The organism is Bradyrhizobium sp. USDA 3397, from assembly GCF_054060965.1.
The window spans coordinates 6,754,385-6,769,763 of the sequence record NZ_JBSSDS010000001.1; the positions used below are offsets into that span (position 1 = coordinate 6,754,385).

General features: G+C 58.4%; 12 protein-coding genes and 3 pseudogenes. 8 read left to right on the forward strand and 7 right to left on the reverse strand.

Features of this window, described 5'->3' with window-relative positions; translation table 11 throughout:
- Nucleotides 1–39 precede the first annotated feature (39 nt).
- Both ACVWYQ_RS31240 and ACVWYQ_RS31245 read left to right on the forward strand, forming a co-directional pair.
- Nucleotides 40–735, forward strand: a complete 696-nt coding sequence (locus tag ACVWYQ_RS31240; protein WP_456726764.1) for a hypothetical protein — start codon at nucleotides 40–42, stop codon at nucleotides 733–735.
- A 26-nt stretch (nucleotides 736–761) separates the two neighbouring features.
- Nucleotides 762–1,098 (forward strand): annotated as a pseudogene (locus ACVWYQ_RS31245) (hypothetical protein).
- 208 nt (nucleotides 1,099–1,306) lie between these two features.
- Here ACVWYQ_RS31245 and ACVWYQ_RS31250 read toward each other — a convergent pair.
- Nucleotides 1,307–1,603: a DUF1127 domain-containing protein gene (locus ACVWYQ_RS31250; RefSeq protein WP_456726765.1), complete on the reverse strand. Its 297-nt coding sequence runs from the start codon at nucleotides 1,601–1,603 to the stop codon at nucleotides 1,307–1,309.
- A 245-nt stretch (nucleotides 1,604–1,848) separates the two neighbouring features.
- Between ACVWYQ_RS31250 and ACVWYQ_RS31255 the strand changes: the two genes are divergently transcribed.
- Together ACVWYQ_RS31255 and ACVWYQ_RS31260 are read left to right on the forward strand one after the other, a co-directional pair.
- Complete coding sequence (locus ACVWYQ_RS31255; protein WP_456727220.1) at nucleotides 1,849–3,327, forward strand: winged helix-turn-helix domain-containing tetratricopeptide repeat protein; 1,479 nt, start codon at nucleotides 1,849–1,851, stop codon at nucleotides 3,325–3,327.
- A gap of 248 nt (nucleotides 3,328–3,575) precedes the next feature.
- Nucleotides 3,576–3,791, forward strand: a pseudogene (locus ACVWYQ_RS31260) (caspase family protein); the annotation flags it as partial.
- Between the two features lie 192 nt (nucleotides 3,792–3,983).
- On the opposite strand, the gene ACVWYQ_RS31265 reads toward ACVWYQ_RS31260, so the two are convergent.
- Entirely contained in the window at nucleotides 3,984–4,832 is an 849-nt protein-coding gene (locus ACVWYQ_RS31265; RefSeq protein WP_456726766.1) for an SDR family NAD(P)-dependent oxidoreductase, read from the reverse strand.
- Between the two features lie 162 nt (nucleotides 4,833–4,994).
- A complete protein-coding gene (locus ACVWYQ_RS31270; RefSeq protein ID WP_456726767.1) occupies nucleotides 4,995–5,627 on the reverse strand; it encodes a tyrosine-type recombinase/integrase in 633 nt (210 codons plus the stop codon).
- Between the two features lie 306 nt (nucleotides 5,628–5,933).
- Between ACVWYQ_RS31270 and ACVWYQ_RS31275 the strand changes: the two genes are divergently transcribed.
- On the forward strand, nucleotides 5,934–7,808 hold the full coding sequence (locus ACVWYQ_RS31275) for a tetratricopeptide repeat protein (protein WP_456726768.1): 1,875 nt from the start codon (nucleotides 5,934–5,936) through the stop codon (nucleotides 7,806–7,808).
- Nucleotides 7,809–8,498: 690 nt separating this feature from the next.
- Here the strand turns inward: ACVWYQ_RS31275 and ACVWYQ_RS31280 are convergent.
- Both ACVWYQ_RS31280 and ACVWYQ_RS31285 read right to left on the reverse strand, forming a co-directional pair.
- Nucleotides 8,499–8,627 (reverse strand): hypothetical protein, encoded by a 129-nt coding sequence (locus ACVWYQ_RS31280; protein ID WP_456726769.1) that lies wholly within the window; start codon nucleotides 8,625–8,627, stop codon nucleotides 8,499–8,501.
- Nucleotides 8,628–8,718: 91 nt separating this feature from the next.
- The gene (locus ACVWYQ_RS31285; protein ID WP_456726770.1) at nucleotides 8,719–10,494 is read right to left on the reverse strand and encodes an adenylate/guanylate cyclase domain-containing protein; all 1,776 of its coding nucleotides are present in this window, start codon (nucleotides 10,492–10,494) and stop codon (nucleotides 8,719–8,721) included.
- A 671-nt stretch (nucleotides 10,495–11,165) separates the two neighbouring features.
- On the opposite strand from ACVWYQ_RS31285, the gene ACVWYQ_RS31290 reads away from it, so the two are divergent.
- From ACVWYQ_RS31290 to ACVWYQ_RS31300, 3 genes and pseudogenes are all read left to right on the forward strand, one after another.
- Nucleotides 11,166–12,113 (forward strand): ABC transporter substrate-binding protein, encoded by a 948-nt coding sequence (locus ACVWYQ_RS31290; RefSeq protein WP_456726771.1) that lies wholly within the window; start codon nucleotides 11,166–11,168, stop codon nucleotides 12,111–12,113.
- A gap of 482 nt (nucleotides 12,114–12,595) precedes the next feature.
- Nucleotides 12,596–13,054, forward strand: a complete 459-nt coding sequence (locus tag ACVWYQ_RS31295; protein ID WP_456726772.1) for a GFA family protein — start codon at nucleotides 12,596–12,598, stop codon at nucleotides 13,052–13,054.
- A 101-nt stretch (nucleotides 13,055–13,155) separates the two neighbouring features.
- Nucleotides 13,156–13,284, forward strand: a pseudogene (locus ACVWYQ_RS31300) (N-acyl homoserine lactonase family protein); the annotation flags it as partial.
- 81 nt (nucleotides 13,285–13,365) lie between these two features.
- Here ACVWYQ_RS31300 and ACVWYQ_RS31305 read toward each other — a convergent pair.
- Together ACVWYQ_RS31305 and ACVWYQ_RS31310 are read right to left on the reverse strand one after the other, a co-directional pair.
- Nucleotides 13,366–14,373, reverse strand: coding sequence for a methyltransferase (locus ACVWYQ_RS31305; RefSeq protein WP_456726773.1), 1,008 nt, complete (start codon nucleotides 14,371–14,373; stop codon nucleotides 13,366–13,368).
- Nucleotides 14,374–14,385: 12 nt separating this feature from the next.
- A complete protein-coding gene (locus ACVWYQ_RS31310) occupies nucleotides 14,386–15,363 on the reverse strand; it encodes a Bug family tripartite tricarboxylate transporter substrate binding protein (RefSeq protein ID WP_456726774.1) in 978 nt (325 codons plus the stop codon).
- Nucleotides 15,364–15,379 lie beyond the last annotated feature (16 nt).

Sequence of the window (15,379 nt, forward strand, 5' to 3'; positions counted from 1 at the left end):
TGAACTGCTTGCGGATTTCGCGTCACGAGGGAGGATGCCATGAAGCGGACGGCTGCACTGACGTGGGCTGCCACTGCAGCGAGGCTCTTGATCTGCATCGTATGCGCTCTCGCCTCTGCGAACCGCGCTCACGCTCAGTGCTCGGCGCGCGATGTGTTGCAGAGGCAGTTAGTGCTCAAGGCGGCGCCCGTTGCCCCGACACGCATGGGTCCAGTAACCTCCGTTTTGGATGTTGCCGAATGGAAAACAATCAGTATCGGGACGTTCTCGGATACATTTTCTCTCCTGACCGCGCTGAGTGCGATTGGTTGCGGCGTCGGTAACTCGGCTGCGGAGGCTCTTGCCCGACCGGCGTTTACGCTCAGCGGTACCAGAAGGGCGGTAACACTTCTGACAGTCACCGCGGCCGATCTGGGCTTCAGAGGTGAGACGGTGCCATTGCGGCAAATCTACGAACTCGCGCAGCAACTGGGCTTTGAGCTTGCACCGGCCGAAATCGCTCCGCAGCTCAGGCTTCAATATCTGGACCAGCCCGTAGGTGAGTTTCTCGTCATCGGGATGAACCCGATCCGGACGTGGACTGGTGAAGAGGTCATCATGACCGTCGCAAATGGGGGAGCTGGTCTCATTCTCATCGGCCAGGATGGTCGCGCCGACGCGGAAATACCAGTGACCTCCCGCTTCGTATTCCTGCGCTCCTTGCCCATTACGCCAGCTGCGCTGAATCGAAACTGATTTTCCGAGATGGCCGAGGTGACGAAATGCTGGCGATCAGAGCGATGAAGCGCTTGGCAGCTCAAATTTTCCTCCTGCTGCTGGTGTCGACCGCGACCATTTGGCCGAGATGACGGCCGCTATGCGAATTCCCCGTTGAAGCCCTGCTTCGAGAGTCTGCAAACCGAATTCGGGAAGTGCTGTGAGGACTCGGACGCCTACGTGGTCTCCGAACCGAATTGGAAGTCCGATCACGACAATATCGCGTTCGCATCGACGACGAATGGGTGCTCGTGCCAGACGGCGCTGTCATCAAGCAACCAAATCTTGCCGGACGGACCATGGTCTGGACATCCTCGTGTCCGCTGTTTCATTCCGGAGTGAACCTCGCGCATGATCCAAGATCGATGGTCTGGTCCACCAGTGGGATCCGTTGCTCAGTTTCGTTAAAGCAAGAGGCTTCGTCTCTTTGTTGTTGCGGTGCCTACATCCGGAAATGGCCCCTTCTGGACCTTACCGCGACCAGTTCCAATGTGCTGTCTGAGGAAGATCAGAAAGGACTTCAGGCGCAGCAATACGGCGCACGTGACTCCTATCGGAAGTCGGTAAGCCCAATCTGGCCGTCGACGGTTGGCAGATATCGCAGCCATTCACCGGATCGGATGCCTCGAGGGTCAATACCTCGGTGCGAGGCGACGTGGTCGATCTCGCCGCGCGTGATGCCGATATCCCTCAGCTCCGTGTCGCTCAAGTTGGACAAGCTGGCGCGCAGTTTTTGGCCCTTGCGGCGCTCCTGAACGGCAGCCCAATATTTCCAGATGAAGCCGGTGACATGCCGGGTCGATCCGGATGTCCATTCCAGCCATGTAGTGCCGTGCGTCGTGGTCATTGCGGCGTCTCCAGGACGGTGTTTTTGCACCGACCGGAGAGTGCCGCGGAATTGGCGGGGACGCTTAACCGGCAGCTTACATTTTCCGTACCGGCGGCTTATTCTCGCGATTTCCGGTGAGGCCAGAACGCTGCCCGTCATGGGAGCCCTCATCCAACGGGATTCGCATTTTGCGCTATCTCTTTGCAGAGTACGTATTCGACACTGACTGGCGCGAGCTGCATCGCTGAGCAACGGTCGTTTCCATTACACCACAGGTGTTCGATTTGCTCGAATACCTGATCCGGAACCGGGAGCGCGTCGTCAGCAAGGACGATCTCATCGGCGCCATCTGGCACGGCCGCGTTGTGTCCGATGCCGCGCTGACGACCCGCCTCAATGCTGCCCGCGCCGCGATCGGCGATACTGGCGAGGAGCAGCGCCTCATCAGGACGCTTCCGCGCAAGGGATTCCGTTTCGTGGGACAGGTGCGGGAGGTGCAAGATGTTGCGAGCCCAAATCCGGTCGGTTCGCCCGTGAGTGCTCCTGCAGTACCCGACAGGCCCTCCATTGCCGTGCTGCCGTTCGCGAACATGTCTGGCGATCCCGAGCAAGAGTACTTCGCTGACGGGATGGTTGGTGAGATCACGACCGCGCTCTCGCGGTTCAAAGGGTTGTTCGTGATCGCGCGCAATTCAAGTTTCACCTTCAAGGGCAAGGCGGTCGACATTAAGGACGTCGGGCGCCGGCTTGGCGTGCGTTATGTCCTGGAGGGTGAGGTTCGCAAGGCCTCGGGGAAAGTTCGCATAACAGGCCGGTTGATTGAAGCAGCTACGGGTACCCACATCTGGGCGGACAGGTTCGAGCGCGACATGACGGACATTTTCGCGCTGCAGGACGACATCACGCTCGCCGTCGTCTCAGCCATTCGGCCAAAGTTGTTTCAAGCCGAACTTGCACTGGCATCGCGGCGACGACCGGAAGACCTCACCGCGTATGATCTCTATCTCCGGGCCATACAGCAAATAGTCCCATCGACCCGCGAAGGGTTGGCCGAGGGGCTCCGACTGGTCAAGCGCGCCTTGGAACTTGATCCCGGATTTGCTGGTGCCGCCGCTCTGGCAGGTGCCTGTCATTCGGAGAACGTGGTCAGGAATTATGCCATCGATCCTCAATTCGAACGCATGGAAGCCGTTCGGCTCATGCGCCTGGCATTGAGCCTCGACGATGGTGATCCCGACACGTTAGCGGGTGTTGCCTTGATTTCGGCGCTCCTTGTCGGCGATTGCGAGAGCGAGATCGAGATGTCCGACCGGGCGGTCAAGCTCAACCCGAATTCATACTACGCATGGCACCGCAGAGGCTGGGTCTATAAGATTGCGGGGCAGCCAGAGGAAGCGATCCGGAGCTTTGAACACTCCATGCGAATGAGCCCGGTAGACCCGCAAGCATTCATAGCGCTGACCGGGATAGGGTTTGCCCTTATCGAGCTTCGTCGCTTTGACGAGGCCATCATTGCAGCGAGGAAGGCCTTACGTCTCAACCCCTACTATCCAGGACCATATCGCTGCCTCATATCCGCTTTCGCCTATCTCGGACGCGACGCCGAGGCCCGTGAGGCGGTGGCTCGCATGCTTGAGATCGATCCTGGTTTCACGATTTCGGCGTGGATCGACAGGAGCCAGCTATCAAAAACCGCGAAGCTGATGATTGAGGGCTTTCGCAAAGCGGGGTTGCCCGAATAACTTCCAATGTCCACAAGGCGATCAAATGTCTGCAGCGCATGAGTCCGGAGTTGGCTCATCTCCGAGGTCGCGCCGGGTTTGACGGAGTTCCGCTCATCGCAGCAGAGCGGTCCAGATTTGCTCAGCGTGAGTTCTTCGCATTTTGACCCATTGCGGACTCGGACGTGACCATCATCACAGATCAGCCGCTTGCCTTCCAGCATGCTCCGATTAGTCTGGACTACATTGCATCAGGGGCAGCTACGGGCGTGGTTCGACCGCTTGTTTTGATCTTTTGTTTCGTCTGGCTCGCCTGCGGATCGGCCCAAGCCGAGAAGCGAGTGGCGTTGGTCATCGGCAATTCCGCCTACAAGAGCGTACCTCAATTGCCTAATCCGGCAAACGACGCCGCTTTGGTTGGGGACATGTTCAGGCGCGCCGGCTTCGACCTGGTTGAGACGAAGAACGATTTGAACGTCGCCGATAGACCAATACCACTACTGCCCCCGGTGATAAGCACAACCTTTCCTTGCATATCAGAATAACGCGGCATCGCGGAAGTTCGTTCGTGAAGGCTATTTGTCACGCTTCCTCCATAAGCAACAGATTACGTGGTTCTTGCCCCGCAACTCGTAGACCTGACAAAACAATGATCAGGTTGGAGAAAGTCTGCGCACTCATCGCTTCGGGGTGCGCCCGCGGATTTGGTCAAAGCCTTGCTTGATTCCGGCGAAGCGCGCTTCGACTATCGGCTCAAATTCTAGGTCGGTGAAGATATAGGGCCAGTTGTTTTCGACGCCTTCGCGGACGAGTTCGCCGACATAGATGGGGTCGATACCTTGAGTGACGCGTTCCCGGATCTGATCGATCCGTTCGGCAATCGGGCCCGAAGTCGGCGGGGCACGGACTGCCCCGACGAAGCGCTTGGGGAGGTTGCGGCCTGAGTTCATGATTTGAGTGCGGATGTACCCAGGACACAGTACCGATACGCCAATTCCGCGGGGCGCGAGCTCTTGCCGCAGCCCCTCGGACAGCGCGACAACGCCATACTTTGAAACGTTATACGCAGTGCTCGCTCCTGAAATGAGGCCTGCGATCGAGGCTGTGGAGACGATATGTCCACCCTCGCCATGCTGCTCGATCAACGGCCCGAAGATCTCGATCCCCCAAATGGTCGCCATCAGGTTGACGCCCAAGGTCCAATTCCACGACGTATCGGTCCAGGTGCCGTAGGGCCCACCGCCGCCGACGCCTGCGTTATTGACGAGAATATGGACCTTGCCGTAGCGGGCGGTCGTGACTTCTGCCGCAGCCGCGAGTTCGGCTTTGAGCGAGACGTCTGCCTTCACGCCGTCGACATCGACGTTGGTGAGCCGCAGTTGCTCGATCGCTGCGGACAACGCCGCCTCTTCAATATCGCAAAGCATCACTTTCGCCCCAGCCTGGGCGAAAGCGGTCGCGATCCCCAATCCAATGCCCGACGCCGCACCGGTCACGAATGCTGTCTTTCCCGCCAGTTCCTTCACGCGCATTCTCCCCGGCTGAGCGGACACGCTCGCTCCACAACGCCAAGTTTTACCTGACGCTCACCGCACTTTCAAACGAATCGGAAGTATGCGGGATGTCCGTTTTTGGCCGGAGCCGTTTGTGAGGGCAGCGCAGAGCGCGTCTGCTCTGCCCCCCCGAAGTCAGACGTCGACCTGTTCTGCGATCGCGAGGGCGTCGTCGACCTCGATGCCGAGATATCGAACGGTGCTCTCAATCTTAGTATGCCCCAGAAGGAGCTGTACGGCTCCTAGATTGCCGGTTCGGCGATAGATCAAGGTCGCCTTGGTCCGGCGAAGGGAATGCGTCCCGAACAGATGCGGGTCTAATCCGATGTCGGCGAGCCAGCGGGATAGGAGGCGGGCATACTGCCGGGTCGTCATATGTCCACTCAGCCGCCGGCCAGTGAACAGGTATTCTCCTGACTTCTTGCCCGTAACCCGCAGGTAATCATCGATTGCCTGTCGGGTCGATTCCGTCAGTTCAAATTTGACTGGCCGGCCGGTCTTCTTTTGTCGAACGGCTGCGCGGTCGGCCGCATAGCCGCTCGGCGCGAGGTCATCAACTTTCAAGGCTACGACGTCGCAGCCGCGCAGCTTGCTATCGATGGCGATGTTGAACAGTGCCAGATCGCGCATTCGGCCTTCGACCTGGAGCTTGGTTCGGATTGACCAGACGTGCTTCGGACGGAGCGGCGGCTTTGCGCCGACGATCTTCCCCTTGTTCCAAGGAACGTGCTTCGAGACGGCGAGGATGGTGCTTGGGGTAACGGTCATGTTGACCTCCTCAGCTAGAGAGGTCGGTCATTTTTGGTGCGAAGCCCTTCTAATCCGACGTCCGCTTCATGACGATTGGAGACGTGCTTGCGTTTAATTCGGCATGCAGCCTTCAAAAAAGGGCCCTGATTCACCAAGCAATTATCTCACCAAGATCCGCTGCCGTAGATCGATGGCGAATCCGGAGGCATGCAACTTTGCTGAGGCAGCCTCTCGTTTGATGCATACGTTAGGCTGATGCATCGATCCATTACTCGTTATCAGCGAATCACCTAGAGATTGTGCCAAGCCACTCGTGGAGTTGCAATGGAACAATCTGACCGTCAAATCGTCCAGAAGAAATCCGAGGTGCTCGATAAAGATCATCATCCAGCCATGCGCCTTGAGGAACTTCGTGCCGCTGCGATCGAACATTTGCGTGGTGGTCAAGTACTGAAGGCTCAATCTTGCGTCAAAGAAGTGTTCAAGCTCGATGCGGAGAGCGCTGATAGCCTTCACCTCATGGCCGTTGTAGAAGCTGCCGCCGGCCGCGCGGACAGAGCGATAGATTGGGCCTCCCGTGCGATCCGGAAAGATCCCCAACCTGCCTACTTGGCCACGTTGGGCAATGCGCTTGCGAGTGCTGTCCGCCTGGACGAGGCTTTGAGAGTCTTCGACAAGGCTATTCAGCTCAAGCCGAGCGATGCCGAGCTTTGGCGGCAGATGGGAGATGCGCTGATCCAGGCTCGAAGAAACAGCGAAGCTCTACTCTGCTTTCGTCGCGCGTTCGAACTTGATCCGGGGCATGTCGAAGCTGCGTATAAGGCAGGTCATCTTCTGCATGGGGCGGGTCAACTTGCGGAAGCCCTCGCATATTTGAATCATAGCGTCAATCTACGGCCTGACGATGCGCAGGCTTTGCACACGCGTTCACTCATCCTAAACGGCCTCGGAAGGATCGAAGAGGCGACGGCAGATTGCAGGCGCGCAGTCCAACTAGACCCTAAGAACGCTGACACGCTAAGCAACCTTGGTGCACTCCTACGAGCGCAGGGCCATTTGGAAGAGGCTTTGTCCTTCTTCGACCGCTCCCTGAAGATCAAGCCCAATACTGGAAAGGCCATTGTAGGTCGGGCAAGCGTACTAGCCGAGCTGGGTCGTGTCGAAGAAGCAATGTCTGCTTACAAGCGATCCGCAGCCATTCTCCCAGAGCACTCGAGGTCCGTCTGGAATCTTGCTTTGCTTCAGATGCTCACTGGCGATTTCAAACGTGGTCTGAAGGGGATGCAGGCGCGTTGGGACGTTCCGGGCTTGCCAAACGGTTATCCACCGCTTTCCGGGCCTAAGTGGCTTGGTGACGGGGAGATTGCCGGCAAAACGATATTGGTATGCGCCGACGAGGGGCTGGGGGACGCAATTCAGCTCGTACGCTACATTCCGCTGCTTGCTGGCCGTGGTGCGCGCGTCGTTCTAATAGTGCAGGACGCCTTGTGGCCGCTATTCGCGAAAATGGAGGGCGTCTCAGAATGCTTGCCCGGATCATCGGGAGCTCGCTTGCCTCCCTTCGATCTTCATTGCCCTCTTAGCAACCTGCCGCTCATCTTTGGAACCCGACTGGAGACTATTCCGGCGGCCGTGTCCTATTTGCCGCTGCCCTCTCAGGAGCGTGTTCAAGCTTGGGAGAGCCGGCTTGGTCCGCGTGCTCGATCACGAGTAGGGCTTGTCTGGTCAGGTAATCCGGAACATTTGAATGACCACAATCGGTCTATTCCATTTCGTATGCTGACGGGCCTTTTGGATGCCAAGGTGAGTTTTGTCAGTCTTCAGAAGGACGTCAGGCCCAACGACCGAGCTGAACTGCTGGCTCGAACTGATATCTTCGATGCGGCACAGCATCTTACTGATTTTGCGGAGACGGCAGCTCTGATTTCTTGCCTCGATCTCGTCATCACGGTGGATACCAGCGTTGCTCATCTTTCGGCCGCCCTTGGGAAACCGACCTGGATTTTGCTACCTTTTATGCCGGACTACCGCTGGCTCCTCAACCGCGAAGACATCCCCTGGTATCCGACCGTTCGCCTCTTCAGGCAAAACGAGGGGCGGGAGTACGGCAGCGTCATCGATCGCGTGCGTCGAGACTTGCAAAGCTTGATCGGCAACGAACTTGATCGGGCACAACAGACAGGCAGCGCCCGCTTCTGACCCAAAGCGGACATGCAATTTTAGGGAGAATTAACACCTGCCTCGCACGTTGGTCGTGACGATGATCGCGTGTCCGGAGAGTTGCCTTGAGATCTTTTTCGCGAATTGTAGTGATGGTCGTTGTTTCGCTCGTAGTGCTCACGATCGGCGGGGGCGGATACGCGCGCAATTTCGCGGGACTCTTCGTCCTATTCAGCACGTTTGGGGGACTGCCACTTCTCGCTCTCATTTCGTTGTTCCACTTTCTCGACAAGCGCTTTGGACCCCGCGCTCGCTATCCAATAGCAGCAATCGGGCTTTGCCCTCTCTTGCTCGTCCTCTACATTGGTCGAGGCGATCCGACGTTTATGATGGCAGCTGTTCTGTCGGGACTCGCTTGGTCTGCCGCTTGGTTAATTACGTCCCACAGCCTTGCATCTAACCCCTCGCAGTCGGTCCGAACGGCAAATGGCTAAGCTGGGTGTAGGCTTGGTCCTTGCCATTCTTGTAGGTCTCTATTTCTACGGATCGCCGCGCTATAGAGCACTAAAGAAAGAGTGTATTGAAACTGGCATGGAGCATTCCGATGCTCCATCGGACGACGATTTGCACCGCTTGTGGATGGCTTGCCGCAAGATAGGCTTCGGTGCTCCGTTGTGAAAAGAGGCAAGTGAATTAGGTCGGCTGTTGGCCCTAAGCTGCCTCTCGGTATCAACGTCCTAACGTCGGCTCGCGGGGTGCGAGCGGACCAAAGACGAAAATCGCCGCGACGCCTGCTTTTGACCCGTAAGGGACCTCGCGCGCCGCTAATTCGATCATTTCGTCGGTACCAGCGATCATGCTGATCACTCCCCCAGTTCAGTATGTCTCTTCTGGCTTGGCGAACTTTGCGGCTCAGCGCGTCAGGATGCAGTCCATTAGGAGGAACGTATCAACCCGTCAGGCCCGCCTTCCTCAACCCCTCAAGAAAGTGTTCGCGGTCCAAATGATCTCGGTATCTGTCCGCCCGCAACAGCACAAGGTCGAGACGGCTCAGCGGTAGCGCTTCGCCTCGCTTCCTCAATTCGCGCTCCCGTTCCCCGATAAACGCGTCTAATTCGGTCCGGGCTTCGTCGAGCCTGTCGATCTGCCCATAGCAGGCGGCCAGGAGGCCATGCGACCAGCGGTCGAGGGTCCGAATCTCCCGAAGCGCTCTGATGGCTTGCTCGTATTCGCGGGCCGAATAGAGGGCAAGCGCGTGGTACCAATGGTAGATATTAGGCGGTAGCGGGTTTAGACGTTTAGCTGTGTCGATCCATGTGAGCGCCTCTCGCCACCTTCCCCAGTAGACGAGAACATTGCCGAAGACGGCGGCGACGTCTGCGTCGTTGGGATTGAACCCAAGCGCGCGCTTGAAGTGGATTTCGGCCTCATCGTCCCTCTTGAGCAGGAATAACAATTGCCCGAAGACACCATGAGACCAGGCATCGCTGTCGTCGATGTCGAGGGCTATCTCCACATGTCGCAGCGCCTCATCCAGCGATGACGCATCCGCGGCCTCGAGGAACACGTTGCAGACATGGGTCCAGGCCACGTTCGCGTGGGCGCGCGCATAATGGGGGTCCAGGGCCACGGCGCTGCGGAAATGATCCAGCGCGTCGGCAAGGTCTTTCCGCGTCAGACGCCGCCATCGTTCGTTACCAAGCAAAACCAGATCGTATGCGGTGATGTTCGAAGTCTGCTTGCGCTTGGCGAGGTCGCGGTCGGCGTTCTCCAGCCTGCCTGGCAGGGTCGAGACAACGGCTCGGGTGATCTCATCCTGGACGACGAAGATGTCCTCAAGCTTGCGGTCGTAGCGCTCGCCCCACAGGTGATTGCCACTTGCCGCATCAAGGAGTTGGACTGTAACCCGCACCCGTTTATCGGCCTTGCGAACGCTGCCTTCAACCAAGTAACGGACACCGAGCCGGCGGCCAACTTCATTAACATCCGTCTTGCCACGCAGCGAGAACGACGAATTGCGCGCGACCACGAACAACGATCGGAACCGCGAAAGCTCGGTGATGATGTCCTCTGCAATCCCATCGGAAAAGTAGTCCTGGGCCGGATCGCCACTCATATTCTGGAATGGAAGTACAGCAATGGACGGCTTCTGCGGAAGCGATAACGTCGGTAGTGGGCTCGCTGCCGCACCTGCGCCCTGCACTCGGTACACTTTCGCCGGACGCGCAATATTCTTGAGCTGGTGCTCGCCTCTATCCTCGAAAGTCACATCAAGCTTGTCGCGCACCTGCTGATGCGCGGCATCGGAGATGTAGATGCTGCCCGGCTCGGCAATGCCTTCGAGGCGGGCGGCGATATTGACGCCATCCCCAAGGATATCGTCGCCCTCAATTAGCACGTCGCCAAGATTGATACCGATCCGGAACAACATTCGCCGATCCTCCGGAACATCGACGTTCCGTCCTGCCATGAGGTTCTGGACTGCCAAGGCGCACTCGACTGCGGCCACAATGGAAGGAAACTCCACGAGGAGGCCGTCGCCCATTGTCTTGAAGATGCGACCGCCATGGCTCGCCATGATTGGATCGATTGCCTCGCGATGTTCGCGGAGTGCCCTCGCTGTGCCGAGTTCGTCGGCACCCATGAGCCGGCTATAACCGGCGACATCGGCGGCCAGGATGGCAGCTAGTCGGCGATCGATGCGCCCCTGCTGAGGAGTGGCCATGGCGGTGCTCCTTTGTGCGGGTATTCTACACCAACGGCAGCGGCGGTGTATGCCTCGCCAGGCTCAAGCCCGCTCTGGGGCCTAGCCTGACACAGGTCAGGTGTCCTGGGCTCACCCGCGCTTCATGGAGGTCGGCACTTGGCCCGAATGCGAAGTCTAGGCAGCATCCCGGGTGGTCGGCTCTTAGGGGCGGACCGGAAGCAGCCGGCCGGCGCTCCGAAGGGCGCTCATGACCCCGAAGCGGACGTTTGGTTTCGCTTCCCGAGCCGCCCTTGCGGCTACAAACATTCAATAAGATTTGCGGCTTTCGTCTTCGAACGGCGGGCGACTGAGATGCCTCGTGAGACGCCCTTCATTGCCCCATCTGTATCGCTTAGCGAGTGGGATATACAGAAGGGCGGCTAGGCCCAACGCGATCAGTACACTAATCAGGCTGAGGCCGATGAAGATGAAAACGCTGGACGTACCCCCGACAATGAGGGCAAGCATAAGGGCGGAACGAATGCTATAAGGCGACATACCCGCTAGGGTAGCACGAGCACGCTCTTACTCGGTAGGCTTCGACAGTTAAGGTTTGCGGACCATTAAGTCCGCTTCTGGCCCCGAAGCCGACACCAATCCTCGCCTCGAACGTGCTAGAGTGAACCCGGTTAGATGTTTTCGGGACCCCCATGAAGCGGCGGGAGTTTATCACGCTGATTACTGGCGCTGCGGTATTGCCGTTCGAAGCCCGCGCACAGCGGGCTGGTCGGCCGTACCGCGTCGCGGCCTTGGGACCTGTTCCGCCCAGCTTCTTCGATGAGCTGGGCAGAGCCGGTTTTGTCAAAGGTGGCAATCTTGAGATCGATAGCCGCGGCGAAGGCGTGGCTCCCGCTTCTTATGACAGTGCGGCCGTTGAATTGACCGAGGCAGGTCCAAATGTGTTGATGGCGGTCGGCGCCGAAGCAGGGCGTGCAGCACAGAAAGCGACGCGGCGTATTCCAATCGTGGTGATCGCAGACGACTTGCTCGGCAGCCAGCTTGTCGCCTCTATGCCGCGTCCCGATGGTAACACTACCGGCGTCGCCATCTTCGCATTCCAGCTCGACGCGAAGCGGTTGGAGTTGCTGCATGAAGCACTACCAGGTGCCCGGCGAATTGGCGTTCTCGCCGACCGCCTGCCGATTCCAAACATGGATGCTCTCAGAAGCGCGGCCAAGAGGCTCGGCGTCGAGATCGTTCCGTTTGCCGCGAGGTCCGAGGACGACCTCATCCGCGTGATTGACGCCATGAAGGTCGAAGAGATCGAGGCCGTCAACCTGCTGGCCTCGCCGATCTTGGCATCGAGATTCCAATACCTAATCCGCAATCGGCTGGCGCTCCGTCGTCTGCCCGCCATTCTCCAATGGCCCGAGCAGGCGGAAGAGGGCGGACTGATGGGATATGGCCCTCGCCTCAGCGCGGTCTTCGACCAATGCGCCCGCCAGGTCGCAAGACTATTGCGAGGCGCAAAGATCGCCGACGTACCTGTTGAGCAGCCGATAAAGTTCGAACTGGTCATCAATCTCAAGACAGCTAAAATGTTAGGTGTCGAAATTGCTCCGATACTACTCTCTCGCGCCGACAGCACGATCGAGTGAGTGATCGAGTCGTGCTTCTCTCGTTTCGCTTCCTGCGGGTTGGCGGGAAGCCCAAGACCATCACAAACTGAACAACTCGGGAATTGATCGCGAAACTACCGAGCAACATCGAAATGGCAGCAGATCGTTGTCTTGAGCGAACGTGACGATAAAGGTCGGCTGTGTCTGCTCGTGGCCCGAAGGCGAAGATCGCGATAGGGTCCGGCAAGTCGGTAGTTGAGGCCAGACCGGACGTGGCGGTGATGCGACCAACTCGACGTGAATGACCCATTGCAGACGTAGTACGTTTTGCAGCGCTTACTGAAAAAGCGGGTCTTTACACAGCGAGACTCCGCCGATCTTTGCACGCCAGGCCATGTCGCTTCAATTACGTCGGCTGCCAGACCAACGACAGTCCCTGCAACAAATCCTCCACGTGATTGTCACCTGTTCAGACAACCTGTAGTCTAGTGCTTCGCTCGGAAGACGGCGGGAACTTTGCTATGGGCTACGCAAGGTGCAATTGCGGTGCGGTCACGCTCTCACTTCCAGAAGAACCGTCCAAGATAGTGGTTGCTTGTCACTGCATCGACTGTCAACGCCGAACGGGCGCGCCGTTCGGTGTAGGCGCGTATTACCCTGCAGAGGTCGTCACCATTTTAGGAACCTCAACAGAGTTCACGCATGCCGCCGCAAGCGGCGGGGAAATGCATAACTATTTTTGTCCAAAGTGCGGATCAACAGTCTATTGGAAAGTCACTAATTTGCCTTCGATGATCGGTGTTGCAGTCGGCGCGATGGCAAATCCAAAATACCCAGGCCCCGGCATATCGGTTTTCGAGCAGTCGAAGCATGACTGGGTTCAAATCGATGGTGCCACCAAGCACTTCCGCGAAAATTATCAGCCGGAACCGGAGAGCAGCGTAGCGATGGAAGGTCCATCCGTTGGGAGAGCGTCATGAGTGTCAGCCCGTGACGCAAGCGACATGCCGGCAAATCTCTCGGTCTGCTATCGTCCGCGCCGTTCCAGAGTTCATCTGGTGAATGTCACGTTCGTTTCACCAAAGAGCAGACTGCCGCATCGTTGCAGGCCCGTGGCGAGGTCCTCGCAAAGGAGAAGGCGCAACTTTGGATCAACCACGACAAGGCGCAGCGCGACAGCCTAAAGATGGCCGCTCGCTTCTACGATTGAGGCGCTGGGCAGTCCCGAACGTCTGCTGTTGCCCTAAGGGGACATGTGCGACCTCCGGGATAAGCGATCAATCTTTTGAATTCATTGCAGTCCAGCCTCAATCACATTGTGGATGCCCGCGGGAGCAACGCGCGTCAACTCGAAGCCGGATTTGGTAAAGAGGTCTGAAAATTCCTCGAGCGTTCGCTCTCGCCCGCCCGGCGATACCAGCATGTTCAGATCGCTGAACTTCGCCGCGGGCATTTCATTAGGAGGTGCGATGAGCCGTTCAATGAGAAGCAATCTTGCCGTTTCGCGCATCGCGAGCCGGCACACTTTCAGGATAGCCAGCGCTTCGTCGTCTTCCCAATCGTGGATAACCACCCGCATCAGATAGGCATCGCCGCCTTCAGGCACCGTTTCGAAGAAACTTCCGCCCACGATAGTGCAGCGGTCAATCACGCTGCGCTCCGTCAACAGGGTCTTTGCTCCCGCCACGACGTCGGGCTGATCGAACAGCGTGCCGCGCATGTGAGGGTGAGCGCGTAGGATCGCGGCCAGCAGCAAACCTTGTCCGCCACCTACGTCCACGATATGGCGAAACGGGGAGAAATCATAGGCGCGGATCACTGCTTCGGCGCTGCCGCGTGAAAGTTGCGTCATTGCCCGATCGAACGTTGCGCCGTATTCGGGGTGCTCGGCGCGGAACTGCCATACGTCCTTGCCATTCAGATCTTGAAATGCGTTCTCGCCGGTCTGGACGCTGTGCAACAGATGGCCCCAGGTCTGCCAGAAAAAGGGGCTTCCGACGACTTCCGCCCACGCCCCCAGTGGCGCTGCTGAATCCGTGCGCAAGCAATCTCCCATGGGCGTGAGCGCAAACTGGCGGCCTTCTTCTTCCCGGAAAACACCGACTGCAGCGAGTGCGCGCAGCAGCCGGTACAGCGCATCGGGATGGCTTTTCGTCACGCGAGCGAGTTCGTCGGCCGAACGAACCCCATCATTCAGATGGTCCGCTATTCGCAGGATTGACGCGACGTGGATTGCCTGCGTGATCTGAAAGCCATTGATCAGGCCCAATAGCTCCAGGCGAGGGTCGGATCTGAACATGGCCGCATCCGATCACTGGGTCACTTTGAAATCGATGGTTTTCGCGAGATCGGCAAGGCGTCGACGGTATTGATCAAGCAAAGCGGCGAACTCGGCAGCCGTGCCTGGGCGAGCGGCCTGTCCGACGGCGGCCAGTTTTTCACGAATGCCGGGATCGCTTGCGACGACGCGCACATCAGATGCGATCCGGTCGCGCAATGTGTCGGGGATTCCGCGTTTGCCGTAAAATCCCACAACGCCGTCCATTCGAAGCTCGGGGAATCCGGCTTCGGTTACGGTCGGCGCATCAGGAGCAAGCGGCACGCGAACGTCGCTAGCAACTGCAAGCAGCCGCGCTCTGCCCGACTGCACCTGCGGCATGATCACACCCAGCGCGTGAACGAATACATCTATGCGGCCCTCGCCAAGATCCTGGAGGGCGGGGCCAACATCGCGATAGGAGACAAAAGCAAGATCCAGTTTCGAACTCTTGAAGAACCCGCCTGCAACGAAGGGCGGAAGACCAGGCGAAGCGGCCCAGTTCAGCTTGCCCGGTTGAGCGCGAGCCGTTCGAACCAAGTCATCAAGCGAGCGGATTGAATTCTTTTCGGAGGCCGCAATTGCAAGGACGACGTCCGAAGTCGGGGAGATCGGGACGAGGTCACGAACCGGATCATAAGGCAGCTTCGGTTGCGTGATCGGATGGACGGTAACTACCGCCGAGATTGCATAAAGCAGGGTATGATCGTCGTCGGCGCCGAGGAAAGCAGCGACTCCCATCACCCCATCGGCTCCCGGCCGGTTTTCCACGATGACGGACTGTCCCCAGCGTTGGGAAAGCCGCTCGGCAAAGAGCCGGGCGGTGAAATCCGCTGCGGCTCCCGCCGGCGTAGGTAGAATTAAACGGACAGTCCGCTGCGGCCAGTCGCCGGCAACGGCAGCAGAACTCGAGCAAAGGATGGCGCTGAGCAGGAGACCGACGACAGCGACGGAGCGACTGACAATGCGCATGGCATTCTCCTTCAGC